Origin of the sequence: Segatella buccae ATCC 33574 (assembly GCF_000184945.1) — a bacterium.
In the GTDB taxonomy this organism is placed as follows: domain Bacteria; phylum Bacteroidota; class Bacteroidia; order Bacteroidales; family Bacteroidaceae; genus Prevotella; species Prevotella buccae.
The window spans coordinates 2,096,811-2,113,377 of record NZ_GL586311.1; the positions used below are offsets into that span (position 1 = coordinate 2,096,811).

The window sequence follows — 16,567 nt, forward strand, 5'->3', positions numbered from 1 at the left end:
CATAAAATACAAATAAAAATGAAGAAAAACATTCTTAGCACCGCTGCCTTTGCTGCTTTCGTAGCACTTGCAGTGACGTCTTGTAACAAGCAACAGCCTCAGGTGGAGGCCAAATCAAATAGTCAGACTGCTCCTTCGGAAATGAAGATTGCCTATGTAGAGGTTGACTCTATCATGTCGCAATATCAGTTTGCAAAAGACTATGCCGGCATTTTGGAGAAGAAGAGCCAGAACATTCAGAACACGATCAGTCAGAAAGGGCAGGCCTTGCAGGCTGCGGCTGCCAACTTCCAGCAGAAGCTCCAGCAGAATGCCTATACCCGCGAGCAGGCCGAGAGGATTCAAGCCGGTTTGCAGAAGCAGAACGCCGATCTTCAGGGATTACAGCAACGTTTGGGTAATGAGTTTCAGGCAGAGACAGAAAAATACAATAAGGCTTTGCGGGATTCCATCCAACACTTCCTTGCTGTATATAATAAAGATAAGAAATACAGCCTGATTTTGAGCAAGCAGGGTGATAACTTGCTTTATGCCGACAAGGCTTTTGACATCACCAACGATGTGGTGGCAGGCCTGAACAAAGCGTATAAAAGCGCACCTAAGGCAGCCGAAAAGGAAGATGCCAAGAAGAAGTAACTAATTTTTTCAGATAAATGACGAGAGAAGAAAGATACCATTTCATCCTCGACTATTTCCGTAAGAAACTGCCGAATGTAAATACAGAATTGCATTTCGGCAGTTCTTTTCAGTTGCTGGTGGCAACGTTGTTGAGCGCACAATGCACGGACAAGCGTATCAATCAGATTACACCGGAGCTGTTTAAGCACTATCCTGACGCCGCTTCCATGGCCAAAGCCGAGGTGGAAGATGTATTCGAGTATATCCGGACAGTGAGTTATCCGAACGCCAAAGCCAAACATCTGGTGGAGATGGCGCGGATGCTGGTGGCTGATTTTGGCGGCGAGGTGCCTGACGGGCTTCAAAACTTGATGAAATTGCCCGGAGTGGGGCGGAAAACGGCCAATGTGCTGCAAGCTGTGTGGTTTGGCCGCGCCGCTATGGCAGTCGACACACATGTGTATCGGGTGAGTCATCGCATGGGGCTGGTGCCTAAAACAGCTAATACACCGTTGAAGGTAGAGGAGTATCTGATGAAGCATATCCCACAATCGGATATCCCCGATGCCCACCATTGGCTCCTCCTCCATGGGCGATACGTGTGCAAGAGTGCCCGACCGGAGTGTGAGAAATGTTTTTTTGACCAATATTGTCCGAAGCTATTGGAAGGCAGTAAACTTTAATTATGCAATAGATATGCAGGCGAAACGAATCCTTGATTTCCTGAAAGGTGTGAGTGCTAATAACAACCGTCCTTGGTTTAACGAACATAAGCCGGAATATCTGGCTTGTAAAGAAGACTTTGAAGATGGTGTGGCCCAAGCCATTGCACGGATTTCTGAGTTTGATCCGGAAATAGCCCATCTCACTCCGAAAGACTGCTGCTACCGGTTCTATCGCGACACACGTTTCTCGGAAGATAAATCTCCTTATAAGAATCATCTTGGTGCGTATATTTGTGCACATGGGAAGAAGTCTCTGCGTGGTGGCTACTATATTCATCTGGAACCCGGTCGATGCCAGCTCTCAGCGGGGGCATACTGGTTGCCCACCAACATTCTGACCAGTTGCCGAAACGAAATCATGGGGAATATCGACGCATGGCGAAAAGCTGTAGAAAGTGGACAGTTTGTGAAGTACTTTGGTTATGCCAATGAGGGAAAGTGGTCTCCCGATGGCGAGTTATCGCCCAAAGGGTTCGGGTTGGCCCATTTGAAGACTGCACCAAAGGATTTCCCCCGCGACTATGAGTTCATCCACTATCTGCGAATGAAAGATTATGCCACTTGGCATCGTGTTCCGGATGATTTCTTTGAGGGCGACAAATGGTTGGACGAAATCGTCAAAGTGTTTAAGGTGGCCAAACCTATGTTGGATATCATCAATGCAGTGATTGATGATTATGAATAAAAAGCAAACTGGTGGAAAGCTTAATGAGTAGCTTTCCACCAGTTTGTCTTTTCTTTGCTTTTTAATGCGGCAGTGTTGTTGCTCGGATCGGATATGGTGATGCCCGAATAACTTTTTACTGTGATGTAAACAGGAGAGTTGTAGAGATTTGAGTAAAGGGTCTCCGTTGACTGTGTAGACTTGATTACTTTTCCCATCTGCGTGGTATATTTGCTCAAAAGGGATGTACTTGGTTTGAGATTCTTCACGTATGAAGTCATGTCGTAGAAGATCGGTTGGTTGAATCCGTCAAGCACTTGTATGCTGTCCCTTAGCGTTTCGTCTAATGTGTAGCCGGCATTGATTTCTTTCATGATGCCTGCGAGTGTTTCCATTTCCCTGCAATCAATGACCGACAAGGCACCGCACGGCACCGTGTATTTTGAATAAAAGTTATGGAAGGCCGACACGATGGCCGAATAGCCGGGAGTGGCAGAGCTAAGGTTTGACCACATGGAGGCGTAGGGCATACCAATGATGATGACTTCACTTGTGGAAGCGATCAGGTAGTTTGTCACATTCCGAAGTTCATAGGCCACTTCGGCATTGGCCATGTAGCAGTCGTCGAAAAGGATGTACTGCATCTTTAGCCCCGTGGCGGCAATGGCAGAAGCAATGTCCGGGATATTGATGGAATAGTTGGGGTCGGCAACACTTCCCATGAAGCGTGTATCAGTGAATCGGAATGGATAGGCACTGTCGGATGTTTTCCCATATACATGTCTCTTTTTGGCGTTGTGGGGATAGCTCTGCCAGTCTTCTTTCATCGTCCATCCCGTGCCATGACCTCCAATGACAAGTGCGTAGTTGAGTGCTTGTGCCTGTGTTTTCACTTCGTTGAGCACTTCTGTGATTCCCGCCGATGACGAAAAATCAAGATTGGTGTAGTCTTTTATGGGGTGGTGTGTGCATGAACCATTCTCATATTTTATTTCGAATAGTTGTGAATTTGTAGCCGATTTGCTTAAAAGTACCAACACGCGTCGTGTGGTACCCAAACCTTTGGCCGCCTTAATGCCCGCTTCCATGCTGTCGATGTTATTGAGAAAGTAAGGATAGAGGCCTGAGTTGGAAGATGAAGCATTGCCGGTCCACGGCATGTAAACGAGCAATGTTTGCTGCGTGACCTTCTCTGCATCATAAGCATCATCACTGCATGATGTTAGTCCTACGGCTATGAATAGAAGCAAATGGAGTGTTAGAATGATTTTTTTCATGTCGGTAAGAGGATTGGTGGTTAGGGGTGAAGGGGTTAGAAGTTAGGCGTGTTTGGTGAAGAGTAGGGGAAGGGAAGTAGAAAAACAGAAGTGAGGAGGAGAGGGAAGGTTCGTAGTGCGAGTATCTACTCTCTACCTCCTCACTTCTTGTTTTTACTTTTTCTTGAGTTCTGCGATTGTCGCTTTGAGGGCAGCGATCTTTTCCAACGAGTCATTTTCTTTCTTGCGCTCAAGGTCAACGACCTTTTCGGGAGCATGGGCAACGAAATTTTCGTTGGCCAACTTCTTGCGCACGCCGGCAAGGAAGCCTTCAAGATGCTGAAGCTGGGCTTCCGCTTTCTCGATTTCTGCCTCCACATCAATCAGTTCTCCCAATGGGACGGCAAACTCGTCAGTGCCTACCATGAATGTGCTGGCATCGGCTCCTTTCTCTGAAACAACCTCTATCTTGTCAAGATTAGCCATTTTCAAGATGACTTCATTGTATTTGTCATAGTTGTTGGCATTGACAGTCTGCAAGGTGAGTTGTTCCTTTTGGGCAATGTTTTTCTGATTGCGCACGGTACGCACGCCGGAAATGATCTGCTTCACGTTTTCGATGTCGCCACAGATATTCTTTTCTTCGTTTGAGGGGGTGGAGAGTTTCAGCTGCTCCCGCATAATAGAATCTCCATCTTTGCGATCGTAGATGTGTTGCCATAGTTCCTCCGTGATGAAGGGCATGAATGGATGCAGCATCTTCAGAAGGGCATCGAAGAAGGCCAATGTAGCCTCATAGCTTTTCCTGTCTATCGGTTGCTCGTAGGCCGGTTTCACCATTTCAAGATACCAACCGGAGAATTCGTCCCAGAAAAGGCGGTAGACTGCCATCAATGCCTCGGATATGCGATAGCTCTTGAAAAGCTCATTGAGTTCATCGTTGGCCTCTTTCAGTTTGGCTTCAAACCAGGCTATCGCAATCTTGTTGGCTGTCGGCTGCTCTTGGTCGGCCACTTCCCAACCCTTCACAAGGCGGAAAGCATTCCATATCTTGTTGTTGAAGTTGCGGCCCTGTTCGCACAAGGTTTCGTCGAAGAGGATGTCGTTGCCGGCCGGTGCACTCAGCATCATGCCCATGCGCACACCATCAGCACCATACTTGTCGATGAGCATGAGTGGGTCGGGCGAGTTGCCGAGGCTTTTCGACATCTTCCGACCGAGTTTGTCGCGCACAATGCCGGTGAAATAGACATGCTTGAACGGGGATTTACCCTTATATTCATATCCGGCCATAATCATTCTGGCCACCCAGAAGAAGATGATGTCCGGTCCGGTCACGAGATCAGACGTGGGATAATAGTATTTGATGTCCCCGTTGTCGGGATGGCGGATACCGTCGAACACGGAAATAGGCCACAGCCAACTCGAGAACCACGTGTCCAGACAATCGCTTTCCTGTTCCAAGTCTTCGGCTTTGAGGCTGCTGTTCTTCTCCTGCGCTTTCGCAAGGGCTGTAGCTGCATTCTCTGCCACCACGAAATCTTTCTTGCCGTCGGCTGTAGTAAAGTAGTAGGCCGGAATGCGGTGTCCCCACCACAGCTGTCGGGAAATACACCAATCCTTGATGTTCTCAAGCCAGTGGCGGTAGGTGTTCTTGTATTTTTTGGGGTAGAATTCAATGTCATCGTTCATCACCGGAGGCAATGCCAAGTCGGCAAAGTGCTGCATTCTCAAGAACCATTGGGTGGAAAGCTTGGGTTCTATGGGTACATTGGTGCGTTCGGAGAAGCCCACTTTGTTATCGTAGTCTTCGAGTTTTTCCATAAGTCCGGCCTGCTCCAAGTCCTTGGCGATCTGCTTACGCACTTCCATGCGATCCATGCCCACATAGAGTCCGCCGGCTTCGGAGATGGTACCGTTGTCGTTGAAGATGTCGATTGTGGCAAGTCCGTGCTTCAATCCCAATGCGTGGTCGTTGATATCGTGAGCCGGAGTCACCTTCAGACAACCCGTTCCGAACTCGATGTCCACATAATCATCTTCGATGACGGGAATCTCCCGGTTGACCAACGGAACGATCACGTGCTTGCCTTTCAGCCACGTGTTTTTCACATCGTTGGGATTGATGCACATAGCCGTGTCGCCCATGATTGTTTCCGGGCGAGTGGTCGCTACGACGGCGTAGTATCCTTTGGCATCTTTGTGCATGATATTACCCTCGTCAACCTGTTGACAGTCGGCCTCCACTACGCGATATTTCAGATAGTAGAGTTTGGAATGTTCGTCCTTATAGATTACTTCTTCGTCGGAAAGGGCAGTCTGTGCCTGCGGATCCCAGTTCACCATGCGCACACCGCGATAGATGAGTCCTTTCTCGTAGAGGTCGCAAAACACCTTGATGACACTCTCCGAGCGCGTCTCGTCCATCGTGAATGCCGTGCGATCCCAGTCGCAACTGGCTCCGAGTTTGCGCAACTGCTTGAGGATGATGCCGCCATGCTCGTGGGTCCAGTCCCACGCATGTTTCAAGAATTGTTCCCGAGTGAGGTCGGTCTTCTTCACTCCTTGTTCGGCCAGTTTGTTCACCACCTTGGCTTCGGTGGCAATCGAGGCATGGTCGGTGCCCGGCACCCAGCAGGCGTTCTTGCCCTCCATACGGGCCCGGCGCACGAGAATGTCCTGAATGGTGTTGTTGAGCATGTGTCCCATGTGGAGCACTCCTGTCACATTTGGGGGGGGGATCACCACCGTGTAGGGTTCGCGCCCATCAGGTTTAGAACTAAACAGCTTGTTGTCGAGCCAATATTCATACCATTTGCTTTCCACGGCATGTGGATCGTATTTACTTGCCAATTCCATTTGTTATATTATCTTGATTTTGTTTTCGTTACATTTTTATAGGAATATTGGTGCAAAATTACTAAAAAACTTCGTAACACGGGAATAAAATAAATTATTTTCTTACCTTTGCAACAGACAAACAGATAACACGATGCACACGAAAGAAGAAAAACTAAGGGCCTTCGGGCGTTTGCTTGACATACAGGATCGGCTGCGCAAGGAATGCCCGTGGGACAGAAAGCAAACCTACGAGAGCCTGCGGCCGAATACTATCGAAGAGGTGTTCGAACTCTGCGATGCCTTGATGAACAAAGACTACAAGAACATTTGCAAAGAGTTGGGCGACGTTCTGGAGCATGTTGTGTTCTATGCCATGCTCGGAAGTGAAGAAAGCCGGTTTGACATAGCAGATGTGTGCAATGCGCAATGTGACAAACTGATGTTCCGACACGACTTCATCAATTGGAACAAAGGAGAATGGTATGTCACCGATCCTGATATGCGCATCAATGCCAATGGGCAGGTGGTGTATAATGAAGAGGAGGTGAATGGTGATTCTACCGTCAAACCCACTACCGCCGAGCAGGTGGCTTCGACATGGGAAATGCGCAAGCAGCACGAGAAAAATGGCAACGAGTGTGTGCTCTCGGGTGTCCCCAAGTCGTTGCCTTCGCTTGTCAAAGCCTACCGCATCCAAGACAAGGCGCGTGGCGTGGGGTTCGACTGGAAAGACAAAGCCGACGTTTGGGTTAAAGTACGGGAGGAACTGGACGAACTCGAAACCGAGTTGCGCAAGGACGATCGTGAGGCTTCTACCCGGGAATTGGGCGATTTCCTTTTCTCTGTCATCAATGCCGCAAGGCTTTACCACCTCAATCCCGACAATGCGTTGGAGTCTTCCAACCAGAAGTTTATTCGCCGTTTCGGTTATGTGGAAGAAGAAACGTTGAAGAAAGGTAAGTCCTTGAAAGACATGTCGCTGGAAGAAATGGATGAACTTTGGAATGAAGCGAAACGTAAGGAGACCATAACGAAGAATCAATAACATCAAGATATGACTAAGCTTTTCTATACAACGGCGATAATTTGCGCTACGGCCTTGTTGGCCGTGGGGTGTAAGGACAATAAACCTGCCAAGGTGTTGTCGCCTACAGGCTCCTCCGAGGCTGGGATGGCTCCGGCATCTGACTCGACTGTCTATGGTGTGTGTGGAGAAGGGACCTCCATGCACAATTTGCAACTTATTGCCGACACGGGCGACACCATTGACTATTTCATCAGCGATGAGAGTGCCACCTCTCCGGTGAAAGGTGGCCTGATGGTGGGCGACCGTATTGCACTCACTGCCTTTAAAGGAGCGGAGGGGTGGCAAGCGACGAATGTCATCAATCTCACCACGTTGCTCGGCAAATGGACGAGCATAGACAAGGATTTTGAAATACAAGAGGGAGGCACGGTCAAGTCACTTGTTCAGGCAGAGTCTCACCCTTGGACATCGTGGAAAGTGGTTAATGGCAACTTGGTGTTCAACACCGATACCTTCACCGTCAACGGACTTGGCGCCGACTCTTTGTATATAGAAAACAAGCAAGGTATATTTGTCTATAAACGCACCAAATAGCCTTTCCGCCGCCATTGTGATTTTCGGGGTGACGGCGGGGCTGTTTGCCAACACAGAATGGAACCATTCAAAGTACATATATTAGGTTGTGGCAGTGCTTTGCCCACCTTGAAGCACAATGCCACATCGCAGGTTGTCGAGATACGCGAAAAGCTTTTTATGGTAGATTGCGGTGAGGGCACACAGATGCAGTTACGCCGTTCTCATATTCGTTTTACGAAAATCTCGGCCGTTTTCATCTCACATCTTCACGGGGATCATTGCTTCGGACTCATCGGTATGATTTCCACCTTCGGTATGCTTGGCCGCACGGCCTCGCTCCATGTCTATGCCCCAGAGGCTTTGGGCCCCATGCTGCAGAGTCAGCTCGACTTGTTTTGTCAAGGTTTGGAGTTCGAGGTGGTGTTCCACGCCGTCGATCCGAAGGTCAACAAGGTGGTGTACGAGGATCGGAGCCTAACCGTTGAAACCATTCCTTTGAATCACCGCACCCCTTGTTGCGGTTATCTGTTCCGGGAGAAATCCACCCTTCCACACATTCGTCGCGACATGATAGACTTCTATCACATCCCCGTCAGTCAGATCAACAATATCAAGGCCGGGGCCGATTGGATCACCCCGGAAGGCACGGTGGTGCCTAATGCCCGGCTGGTGACCCCGGCTGACGCTCCACGCAGCTATGCCTTTTGCAGCGACACGCGCTATATGCCTCACTTGCATGAACTGCTTGCCGGTGTGACCACGCTCTATCATGAGAGCACGTATGCCGATGATATGGCCGACAGAGCTCGGAAATATTACCACTCCACGGCCTCCCAAGCCGCCCGCGTGGCCCGGGACGCACACGTGGGGAAGCTGATTTTAGGCCATTACAGTGCTCGTTATGATAGCGAATCGGCCATCCTTGCCGATGCCCGCAAAGTCTTTCCCAATAGTTTTCTTTCCAACGAAGGACTTGTCTTCAATGTCTGACCATTTTGTCCGTAGCCTTGTGACAGCCGATCAGTGCCGGTTGCTGCTCATTATGCGGTCAAATGGCTGATGAGTATTTTCGTGCCTATGAGGCAAAGAATGATGCCGCCGGCCAATTCCGGTTGCAGGCGGTGGTTGATGCTCCGCCCGAATCTGATGCCAAGCAGTGTGCCTGTGAAGCTCAAGACAACCGATACTCCCCCAATCATGGCCAATGGCAGCGCGAGTTGTGACAGATTGCGGTAGCCGATGAAGGCAAATGTTATGCCCACAGCCAGTGCGTCGATGCTTGTGGCTATAGCTAAGAGTAGTTGGGTCTTGATTTTCTGTGGGTTGAAATGATGTTCTTTTTCCTCGGGTTGTAGGGCTTCTTTGATCATTCTAATGCCCAAAAAGGCCAATAGGCCAAATGCCAGCCAATGGTCGTAGGCTTCAATGTGATGGGCAAAGCGTCTGGCAACTGCCCACCCGATGAGTGGCATGAAAGCCTGAAAGAGTCCGAAGAAGAAACTCATTTGCAGAATGACTCGCCAAGTTTTCTGCCGGATGATGACACCGCTGACTATCGAGATGGTGAAACAATCCATAGCCAAGGCTACAGAGAGGAAAAAGAGATCGAGTGTACTCATAATGTTTCTTGCGAGTGCAAAGGTACGATAAAGTGAAGATAAAACAAAAGAAAAGCATGTTTTTGTTTTTCTTCTTTTAGGAAATGCTTGTCTCAAGATATAGTAAGAAACCTACCGACATTTAGAAAACACCTTACATGTGCCGATAGCCCCAAAATATAGCGATGGCTTTTGGAGGCTTTTGAATGTCGGCTTTTGTTGTTTTTGTTTGTCGCGGAGCCCAAACGGCAAGGTGAAACGGGTACACTTGGAAGCCGGAAGAGGCCGACTTGGAGACCCGAATGGGCCGGATGAGAAGGCTGTTTGGGCTCCGGTAGGGGGCAAGACGGAAAAAAGGGGGCACGTAAGTGCCCCCTTTGCTATTGCAAAGATACGATATAAATCGTCCAAATGCAAGTGCGTGGTTATTTTCCTTGACAATATGCGGTAAGACGCTACGGCTTGATTTTGCCTTGCTGACAAAGGTTACGGGCTGTATCGTCTGCCTCTATGGTTGACATGGAAGCCGTCCCGACAGCATTTTCGGCCGGAGGCCTATACCAGATATTGTGAGGAGATGCTTTCGTTGTTGACCACCCGTTTGATGGTCTCGGCAAACATGTCGGCCACGGAGAGCTGCTTCACTTTGGCACTGCGCTGAGAGTAGGGAATGGAGTCGGTGAAAACGATTTCTTCAAGTGCCGAATTTTGGACGCGCTCTGATGCCGGACCGCTCATGACGCAGTGCGACGCACAGGCCCTTACGCTCTTTGCGCCGGCAGCCTTCATGATATCGGCGGCTTTGGTGATGGTTCCGGCTGTGTCCACCATGTCGTCTACCACGATGACATTCTTGTCTTTCACGTCACCGATAATCTGCATACTCTCGACCACGTTGGCACGTGCGCGGGTCTTGTTGCACAGCACCAGCGGACAACCCAGATACTTGGCATAGGTGTTGGCACGCTTGGATCCGCCGACATCGGGAGAAGCGATCACGAGGTCTTTCAACTTGAGCGACTGGAGATAGGGCAGGATGACCCCGGAAGCGTAGAGATGATCCACCGGAACATTGAAAAAACCTTGAATCTGGTCGGCATGCAAGTCCATCGTGATCAGCCGGTCAATGCCGGCCACACTCAGCAAGTCGGCCACCAGCTTGGCACCGATGCTCACTCTCGGCTTGTCTTTGCGGTCTTGCCGGGCCCAACCGAAATAGGGAATCACGGCGATGACATTGCGTGCCGAAGCTCGTTTGGCTGCATCGATCATCAGGAGAAGTTCCATGAGATTGTCCGAATTGGGGAAGGTGCTCTGCACAAGGAACACGTCGCGTCCGCGGATAGATTCTTCGTAGGATACGGCAAATTCTCCATCGGAAAACCTTGTAACGACCAGATTGCCAAGCGGGCAACCCAAACTGGTACAAATTTTCTCTGCAAGGTATCTCGTGCTTGTACCGGAGAATACCAAAAAAGAGTTTTGTTGACTCATTCTCTTGTTGTTTTTATGTGTAGGTTTTATACTTGTCTTTTTTATTCTACCGCCTTCCTCAGTTTGTTGAAGTGGTTGATGAGTTGCAGATAGTCGGTTTCGTTGTGGATGTCGAAACGGTTCCAGAGGTCTCCGCATACCACTACGCCTCCGAATCCCAACTGCTTGGCCAGCTTCACATTCTCCAGACTCATGCCTCCCAGCGCATACACATGCTTGTCGATGAGACCGCGGTGGGCGGCATCTTCAAGCTCATTGAGATTGAAAGACGATTTCTCGCTCGGATACTCAATGCAGTCGAAAATGTTTTTGAGGAATACATAGTTGAACTTGCGCTTGGCCTCTTTCAGCCGCTTTGTCTCCGTGCATGTGGCACTCATCTTGCCTTTATAGCCCTTGGGGGCTTCCTGAAAGGCATCGTCGAGATGAATGCCTGCCAGGTCATATTCGTTTTTTAAATAGAAGTGGTCGTGTACGGTGATTTTTCGGTAAGTCTCTTCCGGCAATAATGACAGGAGGCGCTCGGAGTACATCGGAGACGAATCGGGCTTGTTCAGATGCAGATTGTCCATTCCCTCCTCGAAGAGCGTGGCTAAAATCTTGTCTTCTTCCACAAAAAATGTGGATTTGGTCATTATCACTAACTTCATTGTTATATACCAACTTTTCCAATGCAAAAGTATTAAAAAACTTTTAAACGGGCAATTATATTCGTGATAAAAAGCTATCTTTGCATCAATTTAGCAAATATAGGCAAGAACGGGAATTGCGACTCGTCTGATTTCTGTGTTTGTCAGGGTTGCCCACGCTCTCTGTTAGTGGGATTGGCAGACTGTGCAGGCAGGAGATGGGGATGTGATGTTCCCTTTGTTCCTTTCAACTCTTGAAGTTGATTTTGCGGAACTTAGATAATAATTAAGGTGTGAATTTTTTGAACCCCACCCGAGACAAATGATATGGTGAATTTGCAGACATTCGAAGAGATAAAACATCCCATGTATGTGCTGGAGGAAGCGCGGTTGCGTCGTAACCTCTCACTCATCAGCAGTGTGGCTGAAGCGGCCGATGTGGAAATTATATTGGCTTTTAAGGCTTATGCCTTGTGGAAGACTTTTCCTATCTTCAAGGAGTACATACAGGCCACCACGGCGAGTTCGCTGTGGGAGGCCCGGTTGGGGTATGAGGAGTTTGGGAGCAAGACCCACACGTTTTCGCCGGCATATACGGATGATGAGATCGACGAAATAGCTCGGTGTTCGAGCCACCTCACTTTCAATTCCCTCACTCAATATGAGCGTTACCACCAACGGGTGAGGACTGTCAATTCCGGCATTAGCTGTGGCATCCGCATCAATCCCGAATATTCGGAAGTGGAGACTTTGCTTTACAATCCTTGTGCTCCGGGCACCCGTTTCGGGGTGAGGAATGCGTTGTTGCCCGAAAAGTTGCCGACCGACATAGAAGGTTTCCATTGCCACACGCTGTGTGAGAGTGGGGCTGATGTGTTCCGTCGCACATTAACCCATATTGAAGACAAGTTTGGGGCATGGTTTTCTCAAATCAAGTGGATCAATTTCGGTGGAGGGCATCTGATGACCCGCGCCGGTTATGACATCGACTTGCTGGTGGCTACACTCCGGGAGTTTCATGCCCGTTATCCGTGGCTGAAGGTGGTGTTGGAGCCGGGAAGTGCTTTCGCGTGGCAGACGGGCGAACTGGTATCGCAGGTGGTGGACATTGTAGGCGGCACGGATGGTGAACCGACGACGGCAATCCTCAATGTAAGTTTCACTTGCCACATGCCCGACTGTCTGGAAATGCCCTACCATCCACGGGTGAGAGGTGCGGCGACACTCGAAAGTGAGGACGTTTTTTTGCCCCAAACAACAGAAGATGGAGGGCGGAGCTATGTCTATAGGCTTGGAGGCAATTCCTGTCTGAGTGGAGACTTCATGCGCAGTTGGGCTTTCGATCATCCGCTGCAGATTGGTGAGAATATCATCTTTGAAGATATGTTGCATTACACAACGGTGAAGACAAATACCTTCAATGGCATTTCTCATCCGGCGATAGGGTTGGTGAGATGTGACGGGAGTCTGGAAATGCTGCGCACTTATTCTTATGCAGACTACAAGGCACGGATGGACTGAAGCTTCCGGCTGTGTATTTATATAAATAGGTGGATGAAAAAAAACGTGTTTTACCGAAAAAAAAGCATGGAAAAGTTTGCAGACACAAAAAAAAGCGTTACCTTTGCAACCGCATTTAGAGAAGTGTTCCTGCTAAAGGATTATGCGGAAATAGCTCAGTTGGTAGAGCACGACCTTGCCAAGGTCGGGGTCGCGGGTTCGAGTCCCGTTTTCCGCTCAACATTCTGAATAACAGCCAATAAAGAGATTATCTTTTATGCCCAGGTGGCGGAATTGGTAGACGCGCACGTTTCAGGTGCGTGTGTTTCACGACGTGCAGGTTCGAGTCCTGTTCTGGGCACAATTATTCAGAATGCTTTATATGTTGGAGAGGTGGCGGAATTGGTAGACGCGCTACTTTGAGGGGGTAGTGATAATTGCATCGTGGGAGTTCGAGTCTCCTCCTCTTCACATAATGATAGTTTTTTAGGCGGAAATAGCTCAGTTGGTAGAGCACGACCTTGCCAAGGTCGGGGTCGCGGGTTCGAGTCCCGTTTTCCGCTCTTTTTTAGGAAAACATACTCATACATGAATCTATATTTAAGATATTTTGATAGGGAAACATTAGCTTATAATGTAGAAGAAGCTTTAGATTTTTTGTACAATATCCCCGAGATTGGCTTGGATGCAAATCTGATTGCTGATATTCGTGAATATGCGAATAGCGATGTGATGTATCCTAAAAGATATAAGGTGCGCCCACGTGTTTATTTTATCATCATCAAGACGGTGGCTGCCACCATGCAGGATTTTAAGGAGAAAAAGGCCGTACGGCAATCAAGTGAACCCAATTCTTTCCGGCACGACCAGTCAGCCAGCACATTGCTCCGACTTAATGAACACCGCCCCGGGTGGTATGAGGCCGAGTTTGATTTCAAACGGGTGGTGACTATCCCGTCTACGGGCAAGCATGAATATCGTGACACGCACTTTGCGGCCCGGATGAAGGCCACTTCCGGACAAGATTGCTACAATCGTGTGGTTGAGCATTTGCGTGGCAGAGTGGACAGCCGTAGTCAGTTCCCTTCGATGAAAGGCAAGAACTTCAGGTTCAAGTATCTTGGCATGTGGAAGTAAGACGGTCTTAACGCGTGTTGCTATGAACAAGGTGATGTTGATTGGAAATGTTGGTAAGGATCCGCTAGTGAGGTATTACGATGCCGATCAGGCGGTGGCGCAAGTGTCTTTTGCCACAAGCGAGCGTTCCTATACGCTTCCCAATGGTACTGTAGTACCCGAACGCACCGAGTGGCACAACCTTGTGTTCTATAAAAAACTGGCCAAATACATCGAGTCATACGTCCATAAAGGGGATAAGCTCTATGTGGAGGGTAAGATTCGCTATCGAAGCTATGACGATAAGGCTGGGCGTAAACATTATGTCACGGAGATTGTTGTAGACACGATGGAAATGCTTTCTTATCGGGGAATGTCGGCAAACGCTGATAGTAGCGGTACACCGGCCACCGAAAATGTTTCTCGGCAGAAGCAGGAAACAACGGATGCCGGCGAACAGGAGTCCGACAATGAACTGCCGTTTTGATATCGCCATGTCATAATCTTTTAGTCAGGGAACATTGGATATAACGAGTTTTTTAGAATCTTTTTCAGATGTTAGCTTCCAAGCACCTCACCCCGGGGTGATTTTTGCCGCTTTGCTGGCTATGATGTTGCTTGTTGTTTCCGGTTTTGCCAGCGGCTCGGAAATCGCTTTTTTCAGTCTTTCTCCTTCCGATATTGACGAGGTTGACCTCGAACGTACTCCCACCGATAAAAATATCCGGATGCTACGGGAGGATTCGGAGCGCACATTGGCGACGATTCTGATTACCAATAACTTTGTCAATGTGACCATCATCATGCTTTGCAACTTTGTTTTTGGTTCGATGGTGCATTTCGGCCCAAAGGCTTATTGGCTTGAGTTTCTCTCTATTACAATCATACTGACCTTCTTGCTTCTTCTTTTCGGTGAGATCATGCCCAAGGTCTATAGCAGGCAAGAGCCTTTGCGATTTTGCCGGAGAACGGTGGGTGGCATACTTGTTTTAAGAAAAATATTCTGGCCGTTGGAGTCGTTGCTTATCCATAGCGGTGTGATTGCTGAAAAGATTGTACAGAAAGAAAAGCATCTGCTGAGTGTAGATGATTTGGAACAAGCTTTGGAGTTGACGGATAAAGAAGAGATAAAAGACGAGCAAAGCATCTTGCAGGGAATCATCCGCTTTGGAGATGAAACTGCTAAGGAGGTGATGACCAGTAGGCAGGACATCGTTGATTTGGATATCCGGTCGAGTTATACCGATGTTTTGAAGTGTATTGTCGAAAATAATTATAGTCGGATCCCAGTCTATCAGAACAATACGGACAATATCCGTGGAGTGTTGTATATCAAGGATTTGTTGCCCCATTTGTCCAAGCCTGCCTCTTTCCGTTGGCAGAGTCTGATTCGCCCTCCCTACTTTGTTCCAGAGACGAAGAAGATAGATGACCTTTTGCGGGAATTTCAAGAAAACAGAGTGCATATTGCTATCGTCGTAGATGAGTTTGGAGGAACAAGCGGACTCGTGACCTTGGAGGATATTCTGGAGGAGATTGTCGGTGAAATCAATGACGAATATGACGAAGAGGAAAAGAACTACTCGAAGTTGAATTACAATACGTATATTTTTGAAGGCAAGACACTTCTGAGCGATTTCTGCAAGATATTGAATATCGGCGACGAGGAGTTCTCCGAAGTGGAGGGTGATGCGGATACGCTTGCCGGTCTGCTGCTTGAAATAAAAGGTGATTTCCCCAGTGTCTACGAGAAGCTGAACTATAAGAACTACAGTTTTGAGATCATGGAAGTTGAAGACCGTCGAATCAGTAAGGTGAAAGTTATTGTGCATCCGTTGCCCAAATCTGAAATCGAGGAGAAAGAAAAGTAGAGGGAAATGCCTATAATCTCTATACGAAATGTTTCAGTTGAGGCCCAACTGGGATTGTGGAAAATAGAAGAGAGCGTTGATGACTTCTATAGCCTTTATCCTTTGGAACGCTTCAGGCTGTATGTTGAGTCGCATCTTAAAAGCGAAAGCCGGAAAAGGGAGTTTCTGGCAGTTCGTGCTCTCTTAGCTTCTATGTTGCCTGGAAATGTTGTTGATGTTGATTATAATGAGGCCGGCAAACCTTTCATCAAAGACTATAAGTTGAGCATCAGCCACACTCGTGGATATGCTGCTGTGATTCTTTCCCCCCAACATGAAGTTGCGGTCGATATAGAATATGTTAGCGAACGGGTGGGGCGCATTGTCTCCAAGTTTGTCCGACATGATGAGGCAGCACCTGATATTCGGAGCCAACTGTTGCATTGGAGTGCGAAAGAGACGGTTTATAAGTTCTTTTCAGAAGATGATTTGCAGTATTTCGACATGCGTTTGAGAGAGATTGGAGACTCAGATTGTTTGGTTGACAATCTCAAGCGCGGTAGCCAAATCCTTGTCCATTATGAATGTAATCAAAGGTTTATGCTTACTTATGCTATTGCTGGGCAGTAGTCTATCTTATTCTCAGACTGTAAGGGGTCTTGGGAGTAGAGAC

Annotated in this window: 16 protein-coding genes and 4 tRNA genes; 15 read left to right on the top strand and 5 right to left on the bottom strand. The window is 48.3% G+C overall.

Translation table 11 applies throughout. The features are described 5' to 3' along the window. Positions 1 to 18: 18 nt before the first annotated feature. From HMPREF6485_RS08120 to HMPREF6485_RS08130, 3 genes are read left to right on the top strand one after another with little or no spacing between them, the layout of a single operon-like run. Positions 19 to 636 (top strand): OmpH family outer membrane protein, encoded by a 618-nt coding sequence (locus tag HMPREF6485_RS08120; RefSeq protein WP_004345898.1) that lies wholly within the window; start codon positions 19 to 21, stop codon positions 634 to 636. A 17-nt stretch (positions 637 to 653) separates the two neighbouring features. Then, on the top strand, positions 654 to 1,301 hold the full coding sequence (gene nth / locus HMPREF6485_RS08125; RefSeq protein WP_004345899.1) for an endonuclease III: 648 nt from the start codon (positions 654 to 656) through the stop codon (positions 1,299 to 1,301). A 13-nt stretch (positions 1,302 to 1,314) separates the two neighbouring features. Further along, positions 1,315 to 2,028 carry a DUF2461 domain-containing protein gene (locus HMPREF6485_RS08130; protein WP_004340722.1) on the top strand — a complete coding sequence of 238 codons (714 nt, stop codon included), beginning with the start codon at positions 1,315 to 1,317 and terminating at the stop codon, positions 2,026 to 2,028. Between the two features lie 20 nt (positions 2,029 to 2,048). Here the strand turns inward: HMPREF6485_RS08130 and HMPREF6485_RS08135 are convergent, their stop codons facing one another. After that, complete coding sequence (locus HMPREF6485_RS08135) at positions 2,049 to 3,284, bottom strand: clostripain-related cysteine peptidase (RefSeq protein ID WP_004345900.1); 1,236 nt, start codon at positions 3,282 to 3,284, stop codon at positions 2,049 to 2,051. A gap of 153 nt (positions 3,285 to 3,437) precedes the next feature. Then, entirely contained in the window at positions 3,438 to 6,122 is a 2,685-nt protein-coding gene (locus HMPREF6485_RS08140) for a valine--tRNA ligase (protein ID WP_004345901.1), read from the bottom strand. Between the two features lie 133 nt (positions 6,123 to 6,255). Between HMPREF6485_RS08140 and mazG the strand changes: the two genes are divergently transcribed. From mazG to HMPREF6485_RS08155, 3 genes are read left to right on the top strand one after another with little or no spacing between them, the layout of a single operon-like run. Next, the gene (mazG, locus tag HMPREF6485_RS08145; RefSeq protein WP_004345902.1) at positions 6,256 to 7,149 is read left to right on the top strand and encodes a nucleoside triphosphate pyrophosphohydrolase; all 894 of its coding nucleotides are present in this window, start codon (positions 6,256 to 6,258) and stop codon (positions 7,147 to 7,149) included. A 9-nt stretch (positions 7,150 to 7,158) separates the two neighbouring features. Further along, complete coding sequence (locus tag HMPREF6485_RS08150) at positions 7,159 to 7,725, top strand: lipocalin-like domain-containing protein (protein ID WP_004345903.1); 567 nt, start codon at positions 7,159 to 7,161, stop codon at positions 7,723 to 7,725. A 57-nt stretch (positions 7,726 to 7,782) separates the two neighbouring features. Then, entirely contained in the window at positions 7,783 to 8,697 is a 915-nt protein-coding gene (locus tag HMPREF6485_RS08155) for a ribonuclease Z (RefSeq protein ID WP_004345904.1), read from the top strand. A gap of 50 nt (positions 8,698 to 8,747) precedes the next feature. Here HMPREF6485_RS08155 and HMPREF6485_RS08160 read toward each other — a convergent pair whose 3' ends face one another. The 3 genes from HMPREF6485_RS08160 to HMPREF6485_RS08170 form a co-directional block, all read right to left on the bottom strand. Next, complete coding sequence (locus HMPREF6485_RS08160) at positions 8,748 to 9,326, bottom strand: manganese efflux pump MntP (protein ID WP_004345906.1); 579 nt, start codon at positions 9,324 to 9,326, stop codon at positions 8,748 to 8,750. A gap of 534 nt (positions 9,327 to 9,860) precedes the next feature. After that, positions 9,861 to 10,799, bottom strand: a complete 939-nt coding sequence (locus HMPREF6485_RS08165) for a ribose-phosphate pyrophosphokinase (RefSeq protein ID WP_004340738.1) — start codon at positions 10,797 to 10,799, stop codon at positions 9,861 to 9,863. Between the two features lie 41 nt (positions 10,800 to 10,840). Then, positions 10,841 to 11,449, bottom strand: a complete 609-nt coding sequence (locus HMPREF6485_RS08170) for a beta/alpha barrel domain-containing protein (RefSeq protein WP_004345908.1) — start codon at positions 11,447 to 11,449, stop codon at positions 10,841 to 10,843. Positions 11,450 to 11,755: 306 nt separating this feature from the next. Between HMPREF6485_RS08170 and nspC the strand changes: the two genes are divergently transcribed. The 9 genes from nspC to HMPREF6485_RS08215 all read left to right on the top strand — a co-directional run bounded on the left by nspC (position 11,756) and on the right by HMPREF6485_RS08215 (position 16,524). Continuing rightward, positions 11,756 to 12,949, top strand: a complete 1,194-nt coding sequence (gene nspC / locus HMPREF6485_RS08175) for a carboxynorspermidine decarboxylase (RefSeq protein WP_004345909.1) — start codon at positions 11,756 to 11,758, stop codon at positions 12,947 to 12,949. Positions 12,950 to 13,093: 144 nt separating this feature from the next. Next, a tRNA-Gly gene (locus HMPREF6485_RS08180) sits at positions 13,094 to 13,166 on the top strand. A 41-nt stretch (positions 13,167 to 13,207) separates the two neighbouring features. Then, positions 13,208 to 13,289 (top strand) — tRNA-Leu (locus HMPREF6485_RS08185). A gap of 26 nt (positions 13,290 to 13,315) precedes the next feature. Next, positions 13,316 to 13,399 (top strand) — tRNA-Leu (locus tag HMPREF6485_RS08190). 19 nt (positions 13,400 to 13,418) lie between these two features. Continuing rightward, a tRNA-Gly gene (locus HMPREF6485_RS08195) sits at positions 13,419 to 13,491 on the top strand. 166 nt (positions 13,492 to 13,657) lie between these two features. Beyond that, positions 13,658 to 14,065: a hypothetical protein gene (locus HMPREF6485_RS08200; protein WP_169310384.1), complete on the top strand. Its 408-nt coding sequence runs from the start codon at positions 13,658 to 13,660 to the stop codon at positions 14,063 to 14,065. A 22-nt stretch (positions 14,066 to 14,087) separates the two neighbouring features. Beyond that, a complete protein-coding gene (locus HMPREF6485_RS08205) occupies positions 14,088 to 14,531 on the top strand; it encodes a single-stranded DNA-binding protein (RefSeq protein WP_004345911.1) in 444 nt (147 codons plus the stop codon). Between the two features lie 34 nt (positions 14,532 to 14,565). After that, the gene (gene gldE, locus HMPREF6485_RS08210) at positions 14,566 to 15,915 is read left to right on the top strand and encodes a gliding motility-associated protein GldE (RefSeq protein WP_082231313.1); all 1,350 of its coding nucleotides are present in this window, start codon (positions 14,566 to 14,568) and stop codon (positions 15,913 to 15,915) included. Positions 15,916 to 15,969: 54 nt separating this feature from the next. Further along, on the top strand, positions 15,970 to 16,524 hold the full coding sequence (locus HMPREF6485_RS08215; protein WP_248622260.1) for a transcriptional regulator: 555 nt from the start codon (positions 15,970 to 15,972) through the stop codon (positions 16,522 to 16,524). Positions 16,525 to 16,567 lie beyond the last annotated feature (43 nt).

Bases quoted from the DNA above. Each gene is read 5' to 3' on its own strand.
- HMPREF6485_RS08120 (WP_004345898.1), top strand. From the start codon at position 19: ATGAAGAAAAACATTCTTAGCACCGCTGCCTTTGCTGCTTTCGTAGCA.
- nth (WP_004345899.1), top strand. From the start codon at position 654: ATGACGAGAGAAGAAAGATACCATTTCATCCTCGACTATTTCCGTAAG.
- HMPREF6485_RS08130 (WP_004340722.1), top strand. From the start codon at position 1,315: ATGCAGGCGAAACGAATCCTTGATTTCCTGAAAGGTGTGAGTGCTAAT.
- HMPREF6485_RS08135 (WP_004345900.1), bottom strand. From the start codon at position 3,284: ATGAAAAAAATCATTCTAACACTCCATTTGCTTCTATTCATAGCCGTA.
- HMPREF6485_RS08140 (WP_004345901.1), bottom strand. From the start codon at position 6,122: ATGGAATTGGCAAGTAAATACGATCCACATGCCGTGGAAAGCAAATGG.
- mazG (WP_004345902.1), top strand. From the start codon at position 6,256: ATGCACACGAAAGAAGAAAAACTAAGGGCCTTCGGGCGTTTGCTTGAC.
- HMPREF6485_RS08150 (WP_004345903.1), top strand. From the start codon at position 7,159: ATGACTAAGCTTTTCTATACAACGGCGATAATTTGCGCTACGGCCTTG.
- HMPREF6485_RS08155 (WP_004345904.1), top strand. From the start codon at position 7,783: ATGGAACCATTCAAAGTACATATATTAGGTTGTGGCAGTGCTTTGCCC.
- HMPREF6485_RS08160 (WP_004345906.1), bottom strand. From the start codon at position 9,326: ATGAGTACACTCGATCTCTTTTTCCTCTCTGTAGCCTTGGCTATGGAT.
- HMPREF6485_RS08165 (WP_004340738.1), bottom strand. From the start codon at position 10,799: ATGAGTCAACAAAACTCTTTTTTGGTATTCTCCGGTACAAGCACGAGA.
- HMPREF6485_RS08170 (WP_004345908.1), bottom strand. From the start codon at position 11,449: ATGAAGTTAGTGATAATGACCAAATCCACATTTTTTGTGGAAGAAGAC.
- nspC (WP_004345909.1), top strand. From the start codon at position 11,756: ATGGTGAATTTGCAGACATTCGAAGAGATAAAACATCCCATGTATGTG.
- HMPREF6485_RS08205 (WP_004345911.1), top strand. From the start codon at position 14,088: ATGAACAAGGTGATGTTGATTGGAAATGTTGGTAAGGATCCGCTAGTG.